15 protein-coding genes are annotated in these 19304 nt (G+C 64.5%); 10 read left to right on the top strand and 5 right to left on the bottom strand.

What is annotated here, in order from left to right; genetic code table 11:
• The first annotated feature begins 67 nt into the window (after positions 1 to 67).
• From desA to M8R19_RS17430, 4 genes are all read left to right on the top strand, one after another.
• A complete protein-coding gene (gene desA / locus M8R19_RS17415; RefSeq protein WP_249918435.1) occupies positions 68 to 1249 on the top strand; it encodes a delta-9 fatty acid desaturase DesA in 1182 nt (393 codons plus the stop codon).
• A gap of 126 nt (positions 1250 to 1375) precedes the next feature.
• On the top strand, positions 1376 to 2347 hold the full coding sequence (locus tag M8R19_RS17420; protein WP_074980357.1) for a GGDEF domain-containing protein: 972 nt from the start codon (positions 1376 to 1378) through the stop codon (positions 2345 to 2347).
• A 601-nt stretch (positions 2348 to 2948) separates the two neighbouring features.
• Complete coding sequence (locus tag M8R19_RS17425; RefSeq protein ID WP_249918436.1) at positions 2949 to 4313, top strand: OprD family porin; 1365 nt, start codon at positions 2949 to 2951, stop codon at positions 4311 to 4313.
• Between the two features lie 276 nt (positions 4314 to 4589).
• Positions 4590 to 5762, top strand: coding sequence for an IS4 family transposase (locus M8R19_RS17430; protein ID WP_249918175.1), 1173 nt, complete (start codon positions 4590 to 4592; stop codon positions 5760 to 5762).
• Positions 5763 to 6015: 253 nt separating this feature from the next.
• Here the strand turns inward: M8R19_RS17430 and aguA are convergent, their stop codons facing one another.
• The 5 genes from aguA to M8R19_RS17455 form a co-directional block, all read right to left on the bottom strand.
• Positions 6016 to 7119, bottom strand: coding sequence for an agmatine deiminase (gene aguA / locus M8R19_RS17435; RefSeq protein ID WP_249918437.1), 1104 nt, complete (start codon positions 7117 to 7119; stop codon positions 6016 to 6018).
• Positions 7120 to 7184: 65 nt separating this feature from the next.
• The gene (gene aguB, locus M8R19_RS17440; RefSeq protein WP_249918438.1) at positions 7185 to 8066 is read right to left on the bottom strand and encodes an N-carbamoylputrescine amidase; all 882 of its coding nucleotides are present in this window, start codon (positions 8064 to 8066) and stop codon (positions 7185 to 7187) included.
• A gap of 295 nt (positions 8067 to 8361) precedes the next feature.
• A complete protein-coding gene (locus tag M8R19_RS17445) occupies positions 8362 to 8994 on the bottom strand; it encodes a TetR/AcrR family transcriptional regulator (protein ID WP_009614000.1) in 633 nt (210 codons plus the stop codon).
• Between the two features lie 86 nt (positions 8995 to 9080).
• Positions 9081 to 10139 (bottom strand): polyamine ABC transporter substrate-binding protein, encoded by a 1059-nt coding sequence (locus tag M8R19_RS17450; RefSeq protein WP_249918439.1) that lies wholly within the window; start codon positions 10137 to 10139, stop codon positions 9081 to 9083.
• A gap of 164 nt (positions 10140 to 10303) precedes the next feature.
• Entirely contained in the window at positions 10304 to 11680 is a 1377-nt protein-coding gene (locus M8R19_RS17455; RefSeq protein WP_074980352.1) for a glutamine synthetase family protein, read from the bottom strand.
• 277 nt (positions 11681 to 11957) lie between these two features.
• Between M8R19_RS17455 and M8R19_RS17460 the strand changes: the two genes are divergently transcribed.
• The 6 genes from M8R19_RS17460 (at position 11958) to M8R19_RS17485 (ending at position 19283) form a co-directional block, all read left to right on the top strand.
• A complete protein-coding gene (locus M8R19_RS17460) occupies positions 11958 to 12710 on the top strand; it encodes a gamma-glutamyl-gamma-aminobutyrate hydrolase family protein (protein WP_074980351.1) in 753 nt (250 codons plus the stop codon).
• Positions 12711 to 12752: 42 nt separating this feature from the next.
• Complete coding sequence (locus tag M8R19_RS17465; protein WP_074980350.1) at positions 12753 to 14111, top strand: glutamine synthetase family protein; 1359 nt, start codon at positions 12753 to 12755, stop codon at positions 14109 to 14111.
• Between the two features lie 62 nt (positions 14112 to 14173).
• The gene (locus tag M8R19_RS17470) at positions 14174 to 15538 is read left to right on the top strand and encodes an aspartate aminotransferase family protein (protein ID WP_074980349.1); all 1365 of its coding nucleotides are present in this window, start codon (positions 14174 to 14176) and stop codon (positions 15536 to 15538) included.
• 116 nt (positions 15539 to 15654) lie between these two features.
• A complete protein-coding gene (locus M8R19_RS17475) occupies positions 15655 to 16755 on the top strand; it encodes a polyamine ABC transporter substrate-binding protein (RefSeq protein WP_074980348.1) in 1101 nt (366 codons plus the stop codon).
• A 244-nt stretch (positions 16756 to 16999) separates the two neighbouring features.
• Positions 17000 to 18073, top strand: coding sequence for a polyamine ABC transporter substrate-binding protein (locus M8R19_RS17480; protein ID WP_245323049.1), 1074 nt, complete (start codon positions 17000 to 17002; stop codon positions 18071 to 18073).
• Between the two features lie 55 nt (positions 18074 to 18128).
• Positions 18129 to 19283: an ABC transporter ATP-binding protein gene (locus tag M8R19_RS17485; protein WP_074980346.1), complete on the top strand. Its 1155-nt coding sequence runs from the start codon at positions 18129 to 18131 to the stop codon at positions 19281 to 19283.
• Positions 19284 to 19304 lie beyond the last annotated feature (21 nt).

The following is a 19304-nucleotide window of genomic DNA, read 5'->3' on the forward strand; positions in this document are numbered from 1 at the left end:
TTGGTGATAATGCGAGCTGGCCTGTTTCGCCGGGCCCATCGACCATTGCCGAGGTTCATTATCATTCATGTGGTACAACGGTTTCCTTGATCTGCCGCTGTGGCAGCTGATCGTGGTCACGCTGGTGCTCACCCACATCACCATCGTCAGCGTGACTGTCTACCTGCATCGCTATTCCGCCCACCGCGCCCTCGAGTTGCATCCGGCGCTGCAACACTTCTTCCGTTTCTGGCTGTGGATGACCACCGGGATGAACACCCGCGAGTGGACCGCCATCCATCGCAAGCACCACGCCAAGTGCGAGACCGCCGAGGACCCGCACAGCCCGGTGTACAAGGGCCTGGGCACCGTGCTGCGCAAGGGCGCCGAGCTCTACCGCGAGGAAGCGAAGAACGCCGACACCCTGCGCATCTACGGCAAGAACTGCCCGGACGACTGGCTGGAGCGCAACCTCTACGGCCGCTTCCCGTTGGGCGGCATCGCCCTGATGGTGCTGATCGACGTCGCCCTGTTCGGCGCCCTCGGCCTGACCGTGTGGGCGGTGCAGATGGCCTGGATCCCGTTCTGGGCGGCCGGTGTCATCAACGGCCTGGGCCACGCCGTGGGCTACCGCAACTTCGAATGCCGCGACGCCGCCACCAACCTGGTGCCCTGGGGCATCGTCATCGGCGGCGAGGAGCTGCACAACAACCACCACACCTACCCGAACTCGGCCAAGCTGTCGGTGAAGAAGTGGGAGTTCGACCTGGGCTGGGCCTGGATCAAGCTGTTCTGCTTCCTGCGCCTGGCCAAGGTGGCGCGGGTCGCGCCGATCGCCCACCGGGTGGAAGGCAAGGGCAGCCTGGACATGGACACCGCCATGGCCATCCTCAACAACCGCTTCCAGATCATGGCCCAGTACCGCAAGCTGGTGATCGGCCCGCTGGTCAAGCAGGAGCTGGCCAAGGCCGATGCCTCGGTGCGCCACCTGTTCCGCCGTGGCAAGCGCCTGCTCTCGCGCGAGACCAGCCTGCTGGAGGAACGCCACCACGCGCGCATCGAGCGCCTGCTGCAGCACAGCCAGGCGTTGCAGGTGATCTACGAGAAGCGCCTGGCGCTGCAGCAGATCTGGCTGAAGACCAGCGCCAACGGCCACGACATGCTGGCCGCCATCAAGCTGTGGGTGCAGGAGGCCGAGGCCAGCGGCATCCAGTCGCTGCGCGACTTCGCCGAACAGCTGAAGACCTACTCGCTGCGCCCGGCTGTCTGAGTTGGCCTGATAACTGAGATGTGCATCACAAAAAGCCCGCCGTTCGGCGGGCTTTTTCTTTTTTTGTCGAGCGCTTAGCTAATTTTGCGGTCATAGACCTCTCGATTAGTTGTGGGAAGCTGAGACATGGATGACAGGTACAGGGCGCCGCAGGATCTCGACGAAGCGCTGCTGGCATTGCTGCACAGCCGCGCCGAGGTGGAGCGCCTGAAAGAACGCGAGCAACTCTTCAGCGCCCTGCTGGCCAGCGTCAACGCGGTGCTCTGGGCTTTCGACTGGCAGGCCCAGCGCATGGTCTACGTCAGCCCCGCCTACGAAAGCATCTTCGGCCGCTCGGCGGCCCTGCTGCTGGCCGACTACAACGAATGGCTCAACGCCATCTACCCCGACGACCTCGACTACGCCGCCAGCAGCCTGCTGCAGGTGCTCGAGCGCGGCGCCGTGGAGCAGCGCGAGTACCGCATCCTGCGCGCCGACGGCGAGGTGCGCTGGCTCAGCGACAAGTGCTTCATCAGCCAGCACAGCGAGGCGGGCCTGCCGCTGATGGTGGTCGGCATCGCCGAGGACATCACCGACAAGAAACACCTGGAAAGCGAGCTGCAGCGCTTGGCCACCACCGACGTGCTGACGCAGAGCAGCAACCGCCGCTACTTCTTCGACAATGCCGAGCAGGCCTTCAACGAGTCCAAGCAGGCCGGCGCGGCCCTGGCCTTCCTGCTGCTGGACGTGGACGACTTCAAGAAGGTCAACGACCGCTATGGCCACCAGGTCGGCGACCGCGTGCTGCAGCGCGTGGCCCAGTGCGCCTCCGGGGCGCTGCGCCGCGGCGACCTGTTCGGCCGCATCGGCGGCGAGGAGTTCGCCGTGCTGCTGCCCGGCTGCGACCAGGTGACCGCCCGGCAGATCGGCGAGCGCCTGCAGCGCGAGGTGCAGCGGCTGCGCTTCAAGGAAGACGAGCAGACCTTCGGTATCAGCGTCAGCCAGGGCCTGACCCTGCTGCAGCCCCATGACGAGAACCTCTCGGCGCTCTACGGCCGGGCCGACGCCGCGCTCTACCAGGCCAAGCGCAACGGCAAGGACCGTATCGAACAGGCCTGATCGGCGGCCCGGCCCGGGTTGCTGCCTCTCTTGCGCCCTGCGCGTACCCCTTCCGGGAAATGGACCGGGAAGGGATACGGGCGCATTATTTATTCCAATAATGAATTACATTTTAATAATTAATTCTTTTTGGATTTATTTCCGATTGCTTATCGTTGCCCCCAGCGTGGCCGCAGGGTCCAGGCAATGAAGTCCGGCGAGCATGGCGACAAACCGCCAGCCAGGCCGGGAAAGGTGGCGGATTTCCGCTGACCAGCGCGCAGCGAAGGACCAGGCTACGGGACGCCAACCCGCGCCAATCCACGTGTCGGGGTGTGCCGGGCCGATTGGCCCGCGGATTGCCATGTCGGGGTGAAGCCTCAGGCTTCGCCCACAAGAACAAGACACGAGCATTCACCATGACGTTGCCATGCCTTTCCGCAAGTTCCTTCCTGCCTGCTTGCCCACGTAGAGACCCCGCCCAGGGGCGACCGATCTGACGACCGCCGTTCGCCTGCCGGCCCGGGCCGTGCCCGGCCGCGCGGCTGTCCGGTGGGATTCGCGCCGCGCGGCGCCTGGCGCTTTGCCGACTTCACACAAGATCAATAAATGGGGATTACCAATGAAGAGTCGTAACATCACGCAATCCACCCTGGCGTTGGCCGTGGCGGCCGCTGCCCTTGGCGCCCATGTTCCGCTGGCCAGCGCCGGCGGCTTCATCGAGGACAGCAAGGCCAGCCTGACCCTGCGCAACTTCTACATCAACAGCGACAACCGCAACGGCACCGCCGAGCCGAGCAAGCAGGAGGAGTGGGGCCAGGGCTTCCTGCTGAACTACACTTCCGGCTTCACCGAAGGCACCGTCGGCTTCGGCGTCGATGCCCTGGGCCTGCTGGGCGTGCGCCTGGACAGCGGCAAGGGCACCCACTACAACCCGACCAGCTCCAGCTTCTCGGGCACCGTGTTCCCCACCGATGGCGACGGCCGCGCGGTGGACGACTTCTCGCACCTGGGGGCGACCGCCAAGGTGAAGGTTTCTTCCACCGAACTGCGCTACGGCACCCTGCTGCCCAAGCTGCCGGTGGTGACCTACAACGACGGCCGCCTGCTGCCGCAGACCTTCGACGGCGGCCAGATCACCTCCAACGAATTCAAGGACCTGACCCTGATCGGCGGCCAGCTGGAGCACAGCAAGGGCCGCAGTTCGAGCAACAACGAGGGCCTGTCCATCGCCGGCGCCAACAACGCGCGCACCGGCGAGTTCGTCAACAAGTTCTACTACGGCGGCGTCGACTACAAGCTGACCAAGGACCTGACGCTGCAGTACTACTACGGCAACCTGCAGGACTTCTACAAACAGCACTTCCTCGGCCTGCAGCACAACTGGGCGATCGGCCCGGGCGTGCTGAAGACCGACCTGCGCTACTTCAACAGCAGCGACGACGGCAAGAACAGCCACGACTCGCGCTACTACACCTCCGGCTACTACGGCAACGGCGTGACCAAGGGCGAGGTCGACAACAAGGCATACAGCGGCCTGTTCACCTACATCGTCAGCGGCCACAGCTTCGGCGTCGGCTACCAGCAGCTCAGCGGCGACAGCGACTTCCCGTTCATCAACAACGGCGACGGCGCCACCGCCTACCTGATCACCGACGTGCAGATCGGCAAGTTCCTGCGCGCCGGTGAGCGTACCTGGCAGGCCCGCTACGGCTACGACTTCGCCCAGGCCGGCCTGCCGGGCCTGACCTTCCAGGCCCTGTACCTGCGCGGCGACAACATCGACACCGCCCGCGGCGACCAGAGCGAGTGGGAGCGCGACATCACCCTGGCCTACGTGATCCCGGACGGCACCTTCAAGGGCCTGGGCTTCACCTGGAAGAACGCCTCGCTGCGCAGCGGCCTGCCGGCCCAGGGCGCCACCCCGGCCCAGCGCGACCAGGACGAGAACCGCCTGATCGTCAGCTACACCCTGCCGCTGTTCTAGATCCGGGGCTTTCCGTAGGAGCGCGCCGAAGGTTGCGGCTATCGCGGACAAGGTCCGCTCCTACGGGGGGATGCCATGCCTCACGGCGAGGTGAACTGTAGGAGCGGGCCCTGCCCGCGATTTCGCGCGCAGGGCGCGCTCCTACATGTTTTATTGGGTTCCCGCGAACGCGCACTACTGTCCGGAATATTTATCGGGGAAAGTCTGGAGGGCTTGCGGGGGCTGAAGGCACGGGTTAAACCGTTGAGCGCCAACTCAACCTCACAGCCCCGCAAGATGTTCAGGATAAGCCGTTTTCACGATGTTCTAAAAGCGCTGCCTCGCGGCGTCTTCGATCGACTGGTCGCCGAACAAAACGCTGACAAGCACAGCAAGCGCTTTGGCTGCTGGGATCACCTGGTCGCCATGGTGTATGCCCAACTGGCCGGCGTGAGCAGCCTGCGAGCGCTTGAAACCCGCTTCAACAGCCATCCCCATCAGCACTATCACTTGGGTACGGGCCCGATCCGACGTTCCACCCTGGCCGACGCCAACGAACGCCGTAATACCGAGGTCTTCGCCCAGGCAGCGCACTACCTGATGGCGGGCGTCTGCCGGCAGTTACGCCGTGACGGGAAAGAACTGCTGTACCTGCTGGATTCCACCACGATCCCCCTCAAGGGCCCTGGCTTCGACGAATGGACGCTGTCCAATCGAACCCGCTCCCAGGGGCTGAAAGTCCATGTGCTGTATGCCGAGCAGGCGGCTGCGCCCGTGCACTGCAGCTTCAGCGCAGCCAACGTCAACGACGTTGATGAAGGCAGGAGGCTGAACATCGAACCGCAGGCCACCTACGTGTTTGACAAGGGTTATTACGACTTCAACTGGTGGGCGAGCCTGGATGCCCAGAAGGCCCGCTTCGTCACACGATTCAAGTCCAATGTGCAGCTCAAGGTCCTGGCTCAGCGCGAGATCCCCCAGCAAGACCGGGAAACGATCCTGCGAGACGAAGAGGTGAGTTTCTCCAACCGCAACCCAGGTGGCCGGCGGCGTAATCACTACACCCAGCCCCTGCGGCGGATCCTGGTGAACCGCCCAGGCGATGAGCCGCCTCTGAGCCTGGCGACCAACGACCTGAGTAGCCCGGCGGCAGAAATCGCCGAGCGCTACCGGGATCGCTGGCGGATCGAGCTGTTTTTCAAATGGATCAAGCAACACCTGAAGGTCAGGCGTTTCCTGGGCCGTAGCGAGAATGCCGTGCGCATCCAGATTCTCTGTGCGCTGATCAGCTATTTGCTGCTGAGTCTTTACCAACGCAGAACGGGAACGCAGCAGAGCCTGTGGATGTTGATGGTGGAGGTGCAGGCGACGTTGTTTCAGCGCCCTGGTCTAGAGGCCGAACGTTACCGACGACGACAGGAGCGAATGCGCGAAATCAACCTGCGTCAGGGGCAGCTGTTAATAGCATGAGGCGTGCCGGACAGCAGTGCGCGTTCGCGGGAATGACGCCGGGAAACACGACTCTCACCCCGTCATTCCCGCGAACGCGGGAACCCAGAAAACCGCCTAGAAGCAACAGGCCGCACCGGGGGCTCTTCGTAGGAGCGAGCTTGCTCGCGAACAGACGCGGTGCCATGCGGTTCGCGAGCAAGCTCGCTCCTACGAGAAGCCATGCTCGCCTGTGGATCTTGCGATGGGAGCCTTTTCTTTTGCAGCTACCGGCTCAGCGCTTCTGCGGCGCCGGTTGCTGCTGGGTGATGCAGTGGATGTTGCCGCCGCCCAGGAGGATTTCCCGGCCCGGCACCATCACCACTTCGTGCTCGGGGAACACGCGCTGGAGGACGGCCTTGGCCTCGGCGTCCTTCGGGTCGTCGAAGCTCGGCGCGACGATGCCGCCGTTGACGATCAGGAAGTTCACGTAGGAACCGGCCAGGCGGATCGACGGGTCGCGCTCCTGGCTGCCTTCCACCAGGTCGACGCCGGCACATTCTTCCTCGGTGGCGTGCAGCGGGCCGGGGATCGGCATCTTGTGCACCACCAGTTGGCGGCCCTTGGCGTCGCGGGCCTGCTCCAGCACGCGCATGGCGGCCTGGCAGCGCGGGTAGTTGGGGTCGTTGGCGTCGTCGGTCCAGGCCAGCAGCACTTCGCCCGGGCGCACGTAGCAGCAGAAGTTGTCGACGTGGCCGTTGGTCTCGTCGTTGTACAGGCCGTCCGGCAGCCAGATCACGCTGTCCACCGCCAGGTGCTCGCGCAGGACCTGCTCGATCTCCTCGCGGGACAGGTGCGGGTTGCGGTTGCGGTTGAGCAGGCATTCCTCGGTGGTGATCAGGGTGCCTTCGCCATCCACGTGGATGGAGCCGCCCTCGAGCACGAAGCCTTCGGTGCGGTAGCGATCGCAGCGCTCGACCTGGAGGATCTTCGCCGCCACCTGGTCGTCGCGCAGCCAGGGGAAGTACAGGCCGCCGTCGAGGCCGCCCCAGGAGTTGAAGGTCCAGTCCACGCCGCGCACGCCGCCCTGGTCGTCGACCACGAAGGTCGGCCCGGTGTCGCGCACCCAGGCGTCGTCGTTGCTGATCTCGATCACCCGGATGGCGTCGCTCAGGCGCGCGCGGGCGTTCTCGAACTGCGCGGCGGAAACGCAGACGGTGACCGGCTCGAAGCGCGCGATGGCCTCGGCCACGACGCTGAAGGCGGCCTGCGCCGGCTTGCCGCCCAGGCGCCAGTTGTCCGGGCGCTCGGGCCAGACCATCCAGGTCTGGGTGTGGGGTTCCCATTCCGCCGGCATGCGGAAGCCATCGGCGCGGGGGGTACTGGTCAGAGTGGTCATGGGGTCACCAGATGCGGGCAGCTACGGACGAAGCGGCGGGAGGGATCGCCTCCCGCCGCGCGAGGTCATTCGGAGAGGTTCTCTCCGTCGAGGGTCGCGATCGGCCAGTATAGGTTCGGACGGCGGTCGCGGAACACACCCCAGGCGGTGCGGACTTTCTCCAGGGCGTCCAGATCGAAGCTGTGCAGCAGGATGCCTTCCTCGGTCTCGTTCAGTTCCTGGACCTTCTTGCCGAACGGGTCGGCGATGAAGGAGGAGCCGTAGAAGGTGATGTCGTAGCCGTCCTGCGCTTCCTTGCCGATGCGGTTGGAGGCCACCAGCGGCATCAGGTTGGCGCCGGCATGGCCCTGCTGCACGCGCTGCCAGTGGTCGCGGGAGGTGATGCTGGCGTCGTGCGGCTCGCTGCCGATGGCGGTCGGGTAGAACAGCACCTCGGCGCCCATCAGCGCCATGCTGCGGGCGCACTCGGGGAACCACTGGTCCCAGCAGATGCCGACGCCGATGCGCGCGTAGGCGGTGTCCCAGACCTTGAAGCCGGTGTCGCCGGGGTTGAAGTAGTACTTCTCGTGGTAGCCGGGGCCGTCGGGGATGTGGCTCTTGCGGTAGACGCCCAGGTTGCTGCCGTCGGCGTCGATGATGGCGATGCTGTTGAAGCGCGCGCGGCCGGCGCGTTCGAAGAAGCTGATCGGCAGCACGACTTTCAGCTCGGCGGCGACCTTCTGGAAGTGCAGGATCGCCGGGTTCTCTTCCACCGGGGTGGCCAGCTGGGTGTAGTCGGCGTTGGGCTTCTGGCAGAAGTAGGGGGTCTCGAACAGTTCCTGGATCAGGATGATCTGCGCGCCCTGGGCGGCCGCCTGGCGCACCAGCTTCTCGGCGTTGGCGATGTTGGCCTGGACATCCCAGGAGCACGCCATCTGGGTGGCGGCGACGGTGACGGTACGGGTCATGGAACACCTTTTTATTCGGATACTTATCGGCCTTCCGGGTTGGGCGGTGGCCGTGGGGTGCTGCGAGAAGGCGTGAGGTCGACGTCTTTCGCGGCGCTGGGGCGATTTATATCCGATAAAAATCGACTTTTGAAGCGGTATTTCTCTATCGCGGCATCGAATCCGATAAAAAGACAGATAAATATCGGACTTAAGCTGCGGGCAAGAAGGGACTGTAGGAGCGAGCTTGCTCGCGAACATCGCGCGTACCAGAGCGTTCGCGAGCAAGCTCGCTCCTACGAAGAGCCCGTGTCGGCTATAGCTGCCGTTTGGGTAGGAAGGGCGGTAGGTAAAGCGACAGATAGGCATCGAACACCCGCATCCCTTCCTCGGCCAGGCGCGGTTCGATGCGTCCGTGGCGTTGCACCGAGAGGGCGTAGACGCGGTCGCCCAGTTCCATGGCCAGGCTGAACACTTCGATGTCCCGGGGTAGTTCGGGCAGGTGGAAGTGGTGGTCGAACAGGGCCTGCATGGAGCGGCCCAGCTCCATGTCGTGCTGGCGGTCGGCGAGGGTCACCTCGGCCAGGCCGTGGCTGGCGAGGATCAGCTGGCGCGCCGCGGCATCGCCGGCGTAGACGGCGAGCATGCGCTCCTCCACCAGCCGCGAGAGGTCGCGCCAGTCGCGCAGGGCGTCGTGGTCCACCGGCGCCGCCAGGCAGGCGCGGAAGGCGGCGTGGACCTCGCCGGTCAGCGCCTGCAGCAGCGCCGGCACGCTGGGGAAGAAGTGGTAGACCGAGGACGGCGGTATGTCCGCCCGCTCCGCCACGGCGTAGATCGACAGGCCGGCGGTGCCGTCTTCGGCGAGCAGCGCGCGGGCGGCGTCGAGGATGCTGGCGATGCGCGCCTGGCTGCTGGCGCGGGGCTTGCGGGAGCTGGTGGGGGCGGGCATGGGGTTCTCCGAGCATGAGCGGGCTATTGGACGCCAGCTCATGCGTCCGGAGCAAGTTCGCGGCCCCTGGCGCGCGCCGCTGGCCGTCAGTGGTCGGCCAGCAGCTTGTCCCAGGTTTGCTTGAGGACCGGCGCGGTCTTGTCCGGGGCGGTTTCCAGGGCGAACAGGCGGCGCTTGGTCTCCTGGTCCGGGTACAGGCCCGGCTGCTGGCGCAGCTCGGCGTCGAGGAAGGCCGCGGCGTCGACGTTGGCGTTCGGGTAGAGGGTGGCGGCGGTGACCTGGGCGGCGACCTTCGGCTGCAGCATGAAGTCGATGAAGCGCAGGGCCAGGTCCGGATGCTGGGCGCTGCTGGGCACCACCAGGTTGTCGATGAACAGCACCGAGCCCTCCTGCGGCACCATGAAGTGCACCGGCTGCCCGGCGCGAGCCGCATGCAGGGCGTCGCCGACCCAGGCCATGGCCACGCACAGCTTGCCGTCGTTGAGGTCCTGGATGTAGCGCTCGCTGTCGATGTAGCGCAGGTTCGGGCGCAGCGCCTCGAGCACCTGGCCGGCGCGGCGGATCTGCGTCGGCGCGCTGCGGGCGAAGTTGCGCCCCTGGTAGTTCATCAGCACCGAGAAGGTCTCGTCGGGCGCGTCCAGCAGGCTCAGCCCGCAGCTCTTCAGGCGCGCGCTGTATTGCGGGTCGAACAGCAGGCCCCAGCTGTCCGGCACCGGCCCGCCCAGGGCCTTCTCGGCCTGCGGCTGGTTCACTGCCAGGCCCACGGCGCCCCACAGGTAGGGCACGGCGTGGCGGTTGTCGGGGTCGACGGCGGCCAGCTTGCTCATCAGCTGCGGGTCGAGGTGGCTGCGGTTGGGCAGGCGGGTGAAGTCCAGCGGCTGGATCAGCTTGTCCTTGATCAGCTGCGGCAGGTCGTTGTGGGAGGGGACGGCGACGTCGATCTTCTCGCCGGAGCGCAGCGCCTGCTTGAGTTCTTCGGCGGTGCTGTAGGTGTGGTACTCGACGCGGACGCCGCTGGCCTTCTCGAAGTCCTTGAGCGCTTCCGGGGCGATGTAGTCGTTCCAGTTGTAGACGCGGATGACGTCCTCGGCCTGGACGAACAGCGGGCAGAGCAGCAGCAACAGCGGGGCGAGCAGGCGTGGCATTGGCATTCTCCCTATGTCAAGGCACAGCATGGACGGCCGGCGGCCATCCCGGGGGCTTGGTTGCAGCGTGGTGCGGCAGAGCAGGGTGCGGCGGGGCCGCCCGCCCGGCGGGCAAGGCGGTCAGACGGACGCCGGCGCGGGGCCGGCGTCGCCTGGGGTGTTTCTTATACGGTGTGCAGGTACCAGTTGTACTCGAGGTCGGAGATCGAATATTCGAACTCCTGCAACTCGTGCTCCTTGCACGCGACGAAGATGTCGATGTACTCGGGGCTGATGTACTTGTTCATCACGTCGCTGTCGTCCAGCTCGCGCAGGGCGTCGCGCAGGTTGTTCGGCAGGCTCTGCTCCAACTGCTCGTAGGCGTTGCCTTCGATAGGCGCGCCCGGCTCGACCTTGTTGGTCAGGCCGTGGTGGACGCCGGCGAGGACCGCGGCCAGCAGCAGGTAGGGGTTGGCGTCGGCACCGGCCACGCGGTGTTCCAGGCGCACCGCTTCCGGCGCGCCGGTGGGTACGCGCAGCGACACGGTGCGGTTGTCCAGGCCCCAGCTCGGCGCGTTCGGCACGAAGAAGGCCGAGCCGAAGCGGCGGTAGGAGTTGACGTTCGGGCAGAGGAAGGCCATGGAGGCGGGCAGGGTCTCGAGCACACCGCCGATCGCGTGACGCAACGCGGCGTTCTGCTCGGGATCCTCGCTGGCGAAGATGTTCTTGCCGTCCTTGTCCAGCAGCGACACGTGGACGTGCAGACCGTTGCCGGCCTGGCCCGGGTAGGGCTTGGCCATGAAGGTCGAGTCCATCTCGTGGTCGTATGCCACGTTCTTGATCAGGCGCTTGAGCAGCACCGCGTAGTCGCAGGCCTTCAGCGCGTCGTTGACGTGGTGGAGGTTGACCTCGAACTGCGCCGGGGCGCTCTCCTTGACGATGGCGTCGGCCGGGATGCCCTGGGCGCGGGCGCCGTCGATGATGTCCTGCAGGCAGTCGGCGTACTCGTCGAGGTCGTCGATGGAGTAGACCTGCACCGATTGCGGGCGCTTGCCGGAGATCGGCGAACGAGGCGGCTGCGGACGGCCGTTCACGTTCTCCTGGTCGATCAGGTAGAACTCCAGCTCGAAGGCCGCGACTATGCTCAGGCCGATGTCGGTGAACTTCTGGATGACCTGGCGCAGTACCTCACGAGGGTCGGCGAAGAACGGCTCGCCTTCCATTTCATGCATGGTCATCAGCAGTTGCGCGGTCGGACGCTTCTGCCAGGGTTCCATGGCGATGGTGTTGGGGATGGGATAGCAGACACGGTCGGCGTCGCCGATATCCAGGCCCAGGCCGGTGCTTTCAACGGTGGAGCCGGTGATGTCGAGGGCGAACAGCGAGGCGGGGAGGTTGATGCCTTTCTCGTAGACTTTCGGCAGGTTGGTGCGCTCGATGCGCTTGCCGCGAACCACGCCATTCATATCTGCAATAAGGAGGTCGACGAACTGGACCTCGGGGTGTTCCTTGAGGAACTCGGTCGCTTCTGAGAGCGGAACGGCACTCGGGGGTACCGACATGGTGCAACACCTTTATTGTTAAAAATATCAATCATGCGGGGGCTAGGCTGTGAGTCAATCCGAAAGGCCTGTTGATGTCAATAGCGCCACTTCCTGCCCGTTGATGGTGCAAGGCGGCCATTTTTGGGGCATTTCGGCTTGTCTCAGGGGCCGTGAAAGCGTGCTGCCATGGGGTGTGCAGAGAGGCGTGTGCAATTTTTTACAGGGCTATTGTGTAAAAAAATGAACAGCGCTAAGCTCGGTCGCAACCCATAACACTTACAAACACGGGTGTCCCATGTCTCGCCTGCCGTTAATCGGCGTGACCGCCTGCGTCAGGCAAGTCGGTCATAAACCCAGCCATACCGTCGGTGACAAATACGTCAGTGCCGTGGTGGCCGGGGCCAATGGTCTACCGCTGATCATTCCAGCCCTGGGCGAATCGCTTGACCAGGACACCTTGCTCTCCAGCCTCGATGGGCTGCTGTTCACCGGATCACCGTCGAACGTCGAGCCCCATCATTATAGTGGCCCCGAGAGCGATGCAGGCACTTTGCATGACATCGCCCGTGACGCTACTACACTGCCGCTCATTCGCGCTGCGATCGCCGCCGGCGTGCCGTTGCTCGGCATCTGCCGCGGGTTCCAGGAGATCAACGTGGCTCTAGGCGGCACGCTGCACCAGAAGGTGCACGAAACTCCAGGCTTCATGGACCACCGCGAGCCGGCCAACCAGCCGGTCGAGGTGCAGTACGCCCCGCGCCACGTCGTCGACGTGCAGCCGGGCGGCATTCTCGCCGGCATCGGCTTGCCGGCGCAGATCCAGGTCAATTCCATTCATGGCCAAGGCGTTGCACGTCTGGCGCCGGGCCTTCGCGTAGAAGCACTGGCGCCTGACGGGTTGGTCGAGGCCTTCTCCGTAGAAGGCGCCACGGCCTTCGCCCTCGGCGTGCAGTGGCACCCCGAATGGCAGGTCCGATCCAATCCCAACTATCTCGCCATCTTCCAGGCATTCGGCAAAGCCTGCAGCAAGAGGGCGGGGCAACGTTGAGTCCGGCGGTTGGGGCCGGGCTCTCAAAACCCTGAGGTCTTTATGACTACCAAGTTAGACCAGCTGACCAGCTGGCTGAAGGAACGCAAGATCACCGAAGTGGAATGTCTGATCGCCGACCTGACCGGGATTGCCCGGGGCAAGATCGCGCCGACCAACAAGTTCCTCAACGAGAAGGGCATGCGCCTGCCGGAGTCCGTGCTCCTGCAGACCGTGACCGGTGATTACGTCGAGGACGACATCTACTACGACCTGCTGGACCCGGCCGACATCGATATGGTCTGCCGCCCGGACGAGAATGCCGTGTTCCTCGTCCCCTGGGCCATCGAGCCCACCGCGATGGTCATCCACGACACCTACGACAAGCTCGGCAACCCCATCGAGCTGTCGCCGCGCAACATTCTCAAGCGCGTGCTCAAGCTCTACGCCGACAAGGGCTGGAAGCCGATCGTGGCGCCGGAGATGGAGTTCTACCTGACCAAGCGCAGCGACGACCCCGACTACCCGCTGCAGGCCCCCGTGGGCCGTTCCGGGCGCCAGGAAACCGGCCGCCAGTCCTTCTCCATCGACGCGGCGAACGAATTCGACCCGCTGTTCGAGGACATGTACGACTGGTGCGAGGCCCAGGGCCTGGACCTGGATACGCTGATCCACGAGGAAGGCACCGCGCAGATGGAAATCAACTTCCGTCACGGCGACGCCCTGGACCTGGCCGACCAGATCCTGGTGTTCAAGCGCACCATGCGCGAGGCCGCGCTCAAGCACAACGTGGCCGCGACCTTCATGGCCAAGCCGATGACCGGCGAGCCGGGCAGCGCCATGCACCTGCACCAGAGCATCGTCGACCTCAAGACTGGCAAGAACATCTTCTCCAATGCCGACGGCACCATGAGCGAGCTGTTCCTGCACCACGTCGGCGGCCTGCAGCGCTTCATCCCCGAGGCCCTGCCGCTGTTCGCCCCGAACGTCAACTCGTTCCGCCGCTTCCTGCCCGACACCTCGGCGCCGGTGAACGTCGAGTGGGGCGAGGAGAACCGCACCGTGGGCCTGCGCGTGCCGGACTCCAACCCGGAGAACCGCCGCGTGGAAAACCGCCTGGCCGGCGCCGACGCCAACCCGTACCTGGCGCTGGCCGCCAGCCTGCTGTGCGGCTACATCGGCATGGTCGAAGGCATCAAACCCAGTGCCCAGGTCAAGGGCCGCGGCTACGAACGACGTAACCTGCGCCTGCCGCTGACCATCGAGGCGGCACTGGAAACCATGGAAGGCAGCAAGACCCTTGAACAGTACCTGGGCAGCAAGTTCATCCGCGCCTACGTCGCGGTGAAACGTGCCGAGCACGAGAACTTCAAGCGGGTGATCAGTTCCTGGGAGCGGGAGTTCCTCCTGCTGTCCGTCTGATCGGCGTGGGGCCCGGCTCTGCCGGCCGGGCCCCGTGTTCATTACAGAGAGGTTTTACCAAAATGACGAAACAGACCAGCGCCCAGACCCAACACTGGCAGGCGCTCAGCCGCGAACACCACCTGGCTCCGTTCACCGACTACAAGCAGCTGAACGAGAAGGGTGCGCGCATCATCACCAAGGCCGAAGGCGTGTACCTGTGGGACAGCGAGGGCAACAAGATCCTCGATGGCATGGCCGGCCTGTGGTGCATGAACGTCGGCTATGGTCGCAAGGAGCTCGCCGAGGTCGCCTACAAGCAGATGCTCGAGCTGCCCTACTACAACCTGTTCTTCCAGACCGCGCACCCGCCGGTGCTGGAGCTGGCCAAGGCCATCGCCGACATCGCCCCCGAAGGCATGAACCACGTGTTCTTCACCGGTTCCGGCTCGGAGTCCAACGACACCGTGCTGCGCATGGTCCGCCACTACTGGAGCATCAAGGGCAAGCCGCAGAAGAAGGTGGTCATCGGCCGCTGGAACGGCTACCACGGCTCCACCGTTGCCGGCGTCAGCCTCGGCGGCATGAAGGCCCTGCACAGCCAGGGCGACCTGCCGATCCCGGGCATCGTGCACATCGCCCAGCCCTACTGGTACGGCGAGGGCGGCGACATGTCGCCGGAAGAGTTCGGCGTCTGGGCCGCCGAGCAGCTGGAGAAGAAGATTCTCGAAGTCGGCGAGGAGAACGTCGCCGCCTTCATCGCCGAGCCGATCCAGGGCGCCGGCGGCGTGATCGTTCCGCCGGACACCTACTGGCCGAAGATCCGCGAAATCCTCGCCAAGTACGAAATCCTGTTCATCGCCGACGAAGTCATCTGCGGCTTCGGCCGTACCGGCGAATGGTTCGGCAGCCAGTACTACGGCAACGCCCCGGACCTGATGCCGATCGCCAAGGGCCTGACTTCCGGCTACATCCCCATGGGCGGCGTAATCGTCCGCGACGAGATCGTCGATACCCTGAATGAGGGTGGCGAGTTCTACCACGGCTTCACTTACTCTGGTCACCCGGTAGCCGCGGCGGTGGCCCTGGAGAACATCCGCATCCTGCGCGAGGAGAAGATCGTCGAGACCGTGAAGGCGGAAACGGCACCCTACTTGCAGAAACGCTGGCAGGAGCTGGCCGACCACCCGCTGGTGGGCGAGGCCCGTGGCGTCGGCATGGTGGGCGCGCTGGAGCTGGTGAAGAACAAGAAGACCCGCGAGCGCTTCGAGAACGGCGTGGGGATGCTGTGCCGCGAGCACTGCTTCCGCAACGGCCTGATCATGCGTGCGGTGGGAGACACTATGATTATTTCGCCGCCGCTGGTCATCACCAAGCCGGAGATCGACGAGTTGATCACCCTGGCGCGCAAGTGCCTCGATCAAACCGCCGCCGTAGCGCTGTCTTGAGTCTTTCACCGGACCTTTGACAGACTGCGCCTGTGCGTTGGCCAGGCTCACCGGGTGGTGAAGGCGGGCAGCCGCCGACGCCACCTGGAACATCAAAAACAATTGGAGCTACCCGCATGTTCAAAACCTTCGGCAAGACCCTGCTCGCCGTGACTCTGGCGGGCGCTGTGGCCGGTATGGCACAGGCCGATGACAAGGTACTGCACGTTTACAACTGGTCCGACTACATCGCCCCGAACACGGTCGACGAGTTCACCAAGGCCACCGGCATCAAGGTCGTCTACGACGTCTACGACAGCAACGAAGTGCTGGAAGCCAAGCTGCTGGCCGGCAAGTCGGGCTACGACGTGGTGGTTCCCTCGAACTCCTTCCTGGCCAAGCAGATCAAGGCCGGCGTCTACCAGCCGCTGGACCGCGACAAGCTGCCGAACTGGAAGAACCTGAACCCGGACATCATGAAGACCCTCGAGGTCAGCGACCCGGGCAACAAGTTCGCCATCCCCTACATGTGGGGCACCATCGGCATCGGCTACAACCCGGACAAGGTCAAGGCCGCCCTGGGCGACGGCGCCCCGGTGGATTCCTGGGACCTGGTATTCAAGCCCGAGAACATCCAGAAGCTGAAGCAGTGCGGCGTGAGCTTCCTCGACTCGCCCACCGAGATGATCCCCGCGGCCCTGCACTACCTGGGTTACAAGCCGGACAGCCAGGATCCCAAGGAAATCAAGGCCGCCGAGGACCTGTTCCTGAAGATCCGTCCGTACATCACCTACTTCCACTCCTCCAAGTACATCTCGGACCTGGCCAACGGCAACATCTGCGTCGCCATCGGCTACTCCGGCGACATCTACCAGGCCAAGTCCCGCGCCGTGGAAGCCAAGAACAACGTGAAGGTGGCCTACCACATTCCGAAGGAAGGCGCCGGCGCCTTCTTCGACACCGTGGCCATTCCGAAGGACGCCGAGAACCCCGAAAGCGCCCTGAAGTGGATCAACTTCCTGCTCGAGCCGAAGGTGATCGCCGAGATCTCCGACACCGTTTCCTACCCCAACGCCAACTCCGCGGCCACGCCGCTGGTGAACGAGGAAATCCGTAACGACCCGGGCATCTACCCGAGCGACGCGGTCATGAAGAAGCTGTACGCCTTCCCGGACCTGCCGGCGAAGGTCCAGCGCCTGATGACCCGCAGCTGGACCACCATCAAGTCCGGCAAGTGACGGCCCGGCCCGGTCGTTCGTCCCGAACGGCCGGGCGGGTGCAGGGCGGTGGAGGGGCGGTCGCAGGCCCGCCACCGTTCTGCAGGCACGGATCATCTGCAGTGGGATGACCGCTGGTTGCAGCTAGGGCTGCAGAAGCGCTCGCGCGCGCCACGGAAGGCCCGGACAAGCTGTAAACGCCAACACCAAGAAGCTTCATGACAACAGAGAGGACCGACGTGTGCGCATTCCCTTCCGCAATACCCTGATCGCCGCCATCTCGACCTTGGGCCTGGGCGCCGCCGTGGCGCAGGCCCAGCCGACCGTCCACGTGTACAACTGGAGCGACTACATCGGCGAGACCACCCTGGCCGATTTCGAGAAGGAAACCGGCATCAAGCCGGTGTACGACGTCTTCGATTCCAACGAAACCCTCGAGGGCAAGCTGCTGGCCGGCCGCACCGGCTACGACATCGTGGTGCCGTCCAACCACTTCCTCGGCCGCCAGATCAAGGCCGGCGCCTTCCAGAAGCTGGACAAGAGCCAGCTGCCGAACTGGAAGAACCTCGACCCGCACCTGATGAAGCAGCTCGAGGCCAACGACCCGGGCAACCTCTACGGCGTGCCCTACCTGTGGGGCACCAACGGCATCGGCTACAACGTCGACAAGGTCAAGGCCGTGCTCGGCGTCGACAAGATCGATTCCTGGGCCGTGCTCTTCGAGCCCGAGAACATGAAGAAGCTCAGCCAGTGCGGCGTCGCCTTCCTCGATTCGGGCGACGAAATGATGCCGGCCGTGCTCAAATACCTGGGCCTGGACCCCAACAGCACCAACCCGGCCGACTACGAGAAGGCCGAGGCCAAGCTGATGGCGGTTCGCCCGTACGTCACCTACTTCCATTCCTCCAAGTACATCTCGGACCTGGCCAACGGCAACATCTGCGTCGCCGCCGGGTTCTCCGGCGACGTGTTCCAGGCGGCCAACCGCGCCAAGGAAGCCGGCAAGGGCATCAACATCGCCTATGCGATTCCGAAGGAAGGTGCCAACCTGTGGTTCGACATCCTCGCCATTCCGAAGGATGCGTCGAACCCGAAAGAGGCCCACGCCTTCATCAACTACCTGCTCAAGCCCGAGGTGATCGCCAAGGTCAGCGATTACGTCGGTTACGCCAACCCGAACCCCAAGGCTGGCGAATTCATGGATGAGTCCGTGCGCGACAATCCCGAGGTCTACCCACCTCAGGAAGTGCTCGACAAGCTCTTCGTGCAGCACGAGCTGCCGCCGAAGATCCTGCGCCTCATGACCCGTTCCTGGACCAAGATCAAGTCCGGTAAGTAATCCAAGTACGCCCGGCCGCGGGGGCCGGGCGTCCAAAAAGTTGGGAGTTGTGGTAATGGCTATAGCCTCCGGTGCCTACAAGAAAGCCCTCGCGGGCGACCAGCAGCCCAAAGAGGTGTTGGTAAAAATCGACCGGGTCACCAAGCAGTTCGACGAAACCCTTGCGGTGGACAGTGTTTCCCTGACCATCAAGAAGGGCGAAATCTTCGCATTGCTCGGCGGTTCCGGTTCCGGTAAATCCACCCTGTTGCGCATGCTGGCCGGCTTCGAGCGGCCGACCGAAGGTCGCATCTTCCTGGATGGCCAGGACATCACCGACCTGCCGCCCTACGAGCGGCCGATCAACATGATGTTCCAGTCCTACGCGTTGTTCCCGCACATGTCGGTTGCGCAGAACATCGCCTTCGGCCTGAAGCAGGACGGCCTGCCCAAGGCCGAGATCGACAAGATCGTCGAGGAAATGCTCAAGCTGGTGCAGATGACCCAGTACGCCAAGCGCAAGCCGCACCAGCTCTCCGGCGGTCAGCGCCAGCGCGTGGCCCTGGCCCGTTCGCTGGCCAAGCGGCCGAAGCTGCTGCTGCTCGACGAGCCCATGGGCGCCCTGGACAAGAAGCTGCGCTCGCAGATGCAGCTGGAACTGGTGGAGATCATCGAGCGCGTGGGCGTGACCTGCGTGATGGTGACCCACGACCAGGAAGAGGCCATGACCATGGCCCAGCGCATCGCCATCATGCACCTGGGCTGCATCGAGCAGATCGGCAGCCCGATGGACATCTACGAGACCCCGGCCAGCCGCCTGATCTGCGAGTTCATCGGCAACGTCAACATGTTCGACGGCCAACTGGTCGAGGACGTGCAGGACCACGCGGTGATCGCCTGCCCGCAGCTGGAAAACCCGATCTACATCGGCCACGGCATCAGCACCCGCGCCGAAGACAAGCGCATCACCTACGCGCTGCGTCCGGAGAAGGTCATGGTCAGCGCGCAGAAGCCGGAAAACCTCGAGCACGAAGGCTTCAACTGGGCCCAGGGCACCGTCTACGACATCGCCTACCTCGGCGGCCACTCGGTGTACTACATCAAGCTGGCCTCGGGAATGATCGTCCAGGCCTTCATGGCCAACGCCGAGCGCCACGTGGCCCGCCCGACCTGGGACCAGCCGGTGTACATCAGCTGGTACGACGACAGCGGTGTGGTGCTGCAATCATGAACATCAGCAAATCGCTCATGA

The organism is Pseudomonas sp. R3.Fl, from assembly GCF_023516765.1.
GTDB classification, from domain to species: Bacteria; Pseudomonadota; Gammaproteobacteria; order Pseudomonadales; family Pseudomonadaceae; genus Pseudomonas; species Pseudomonas citronellolis.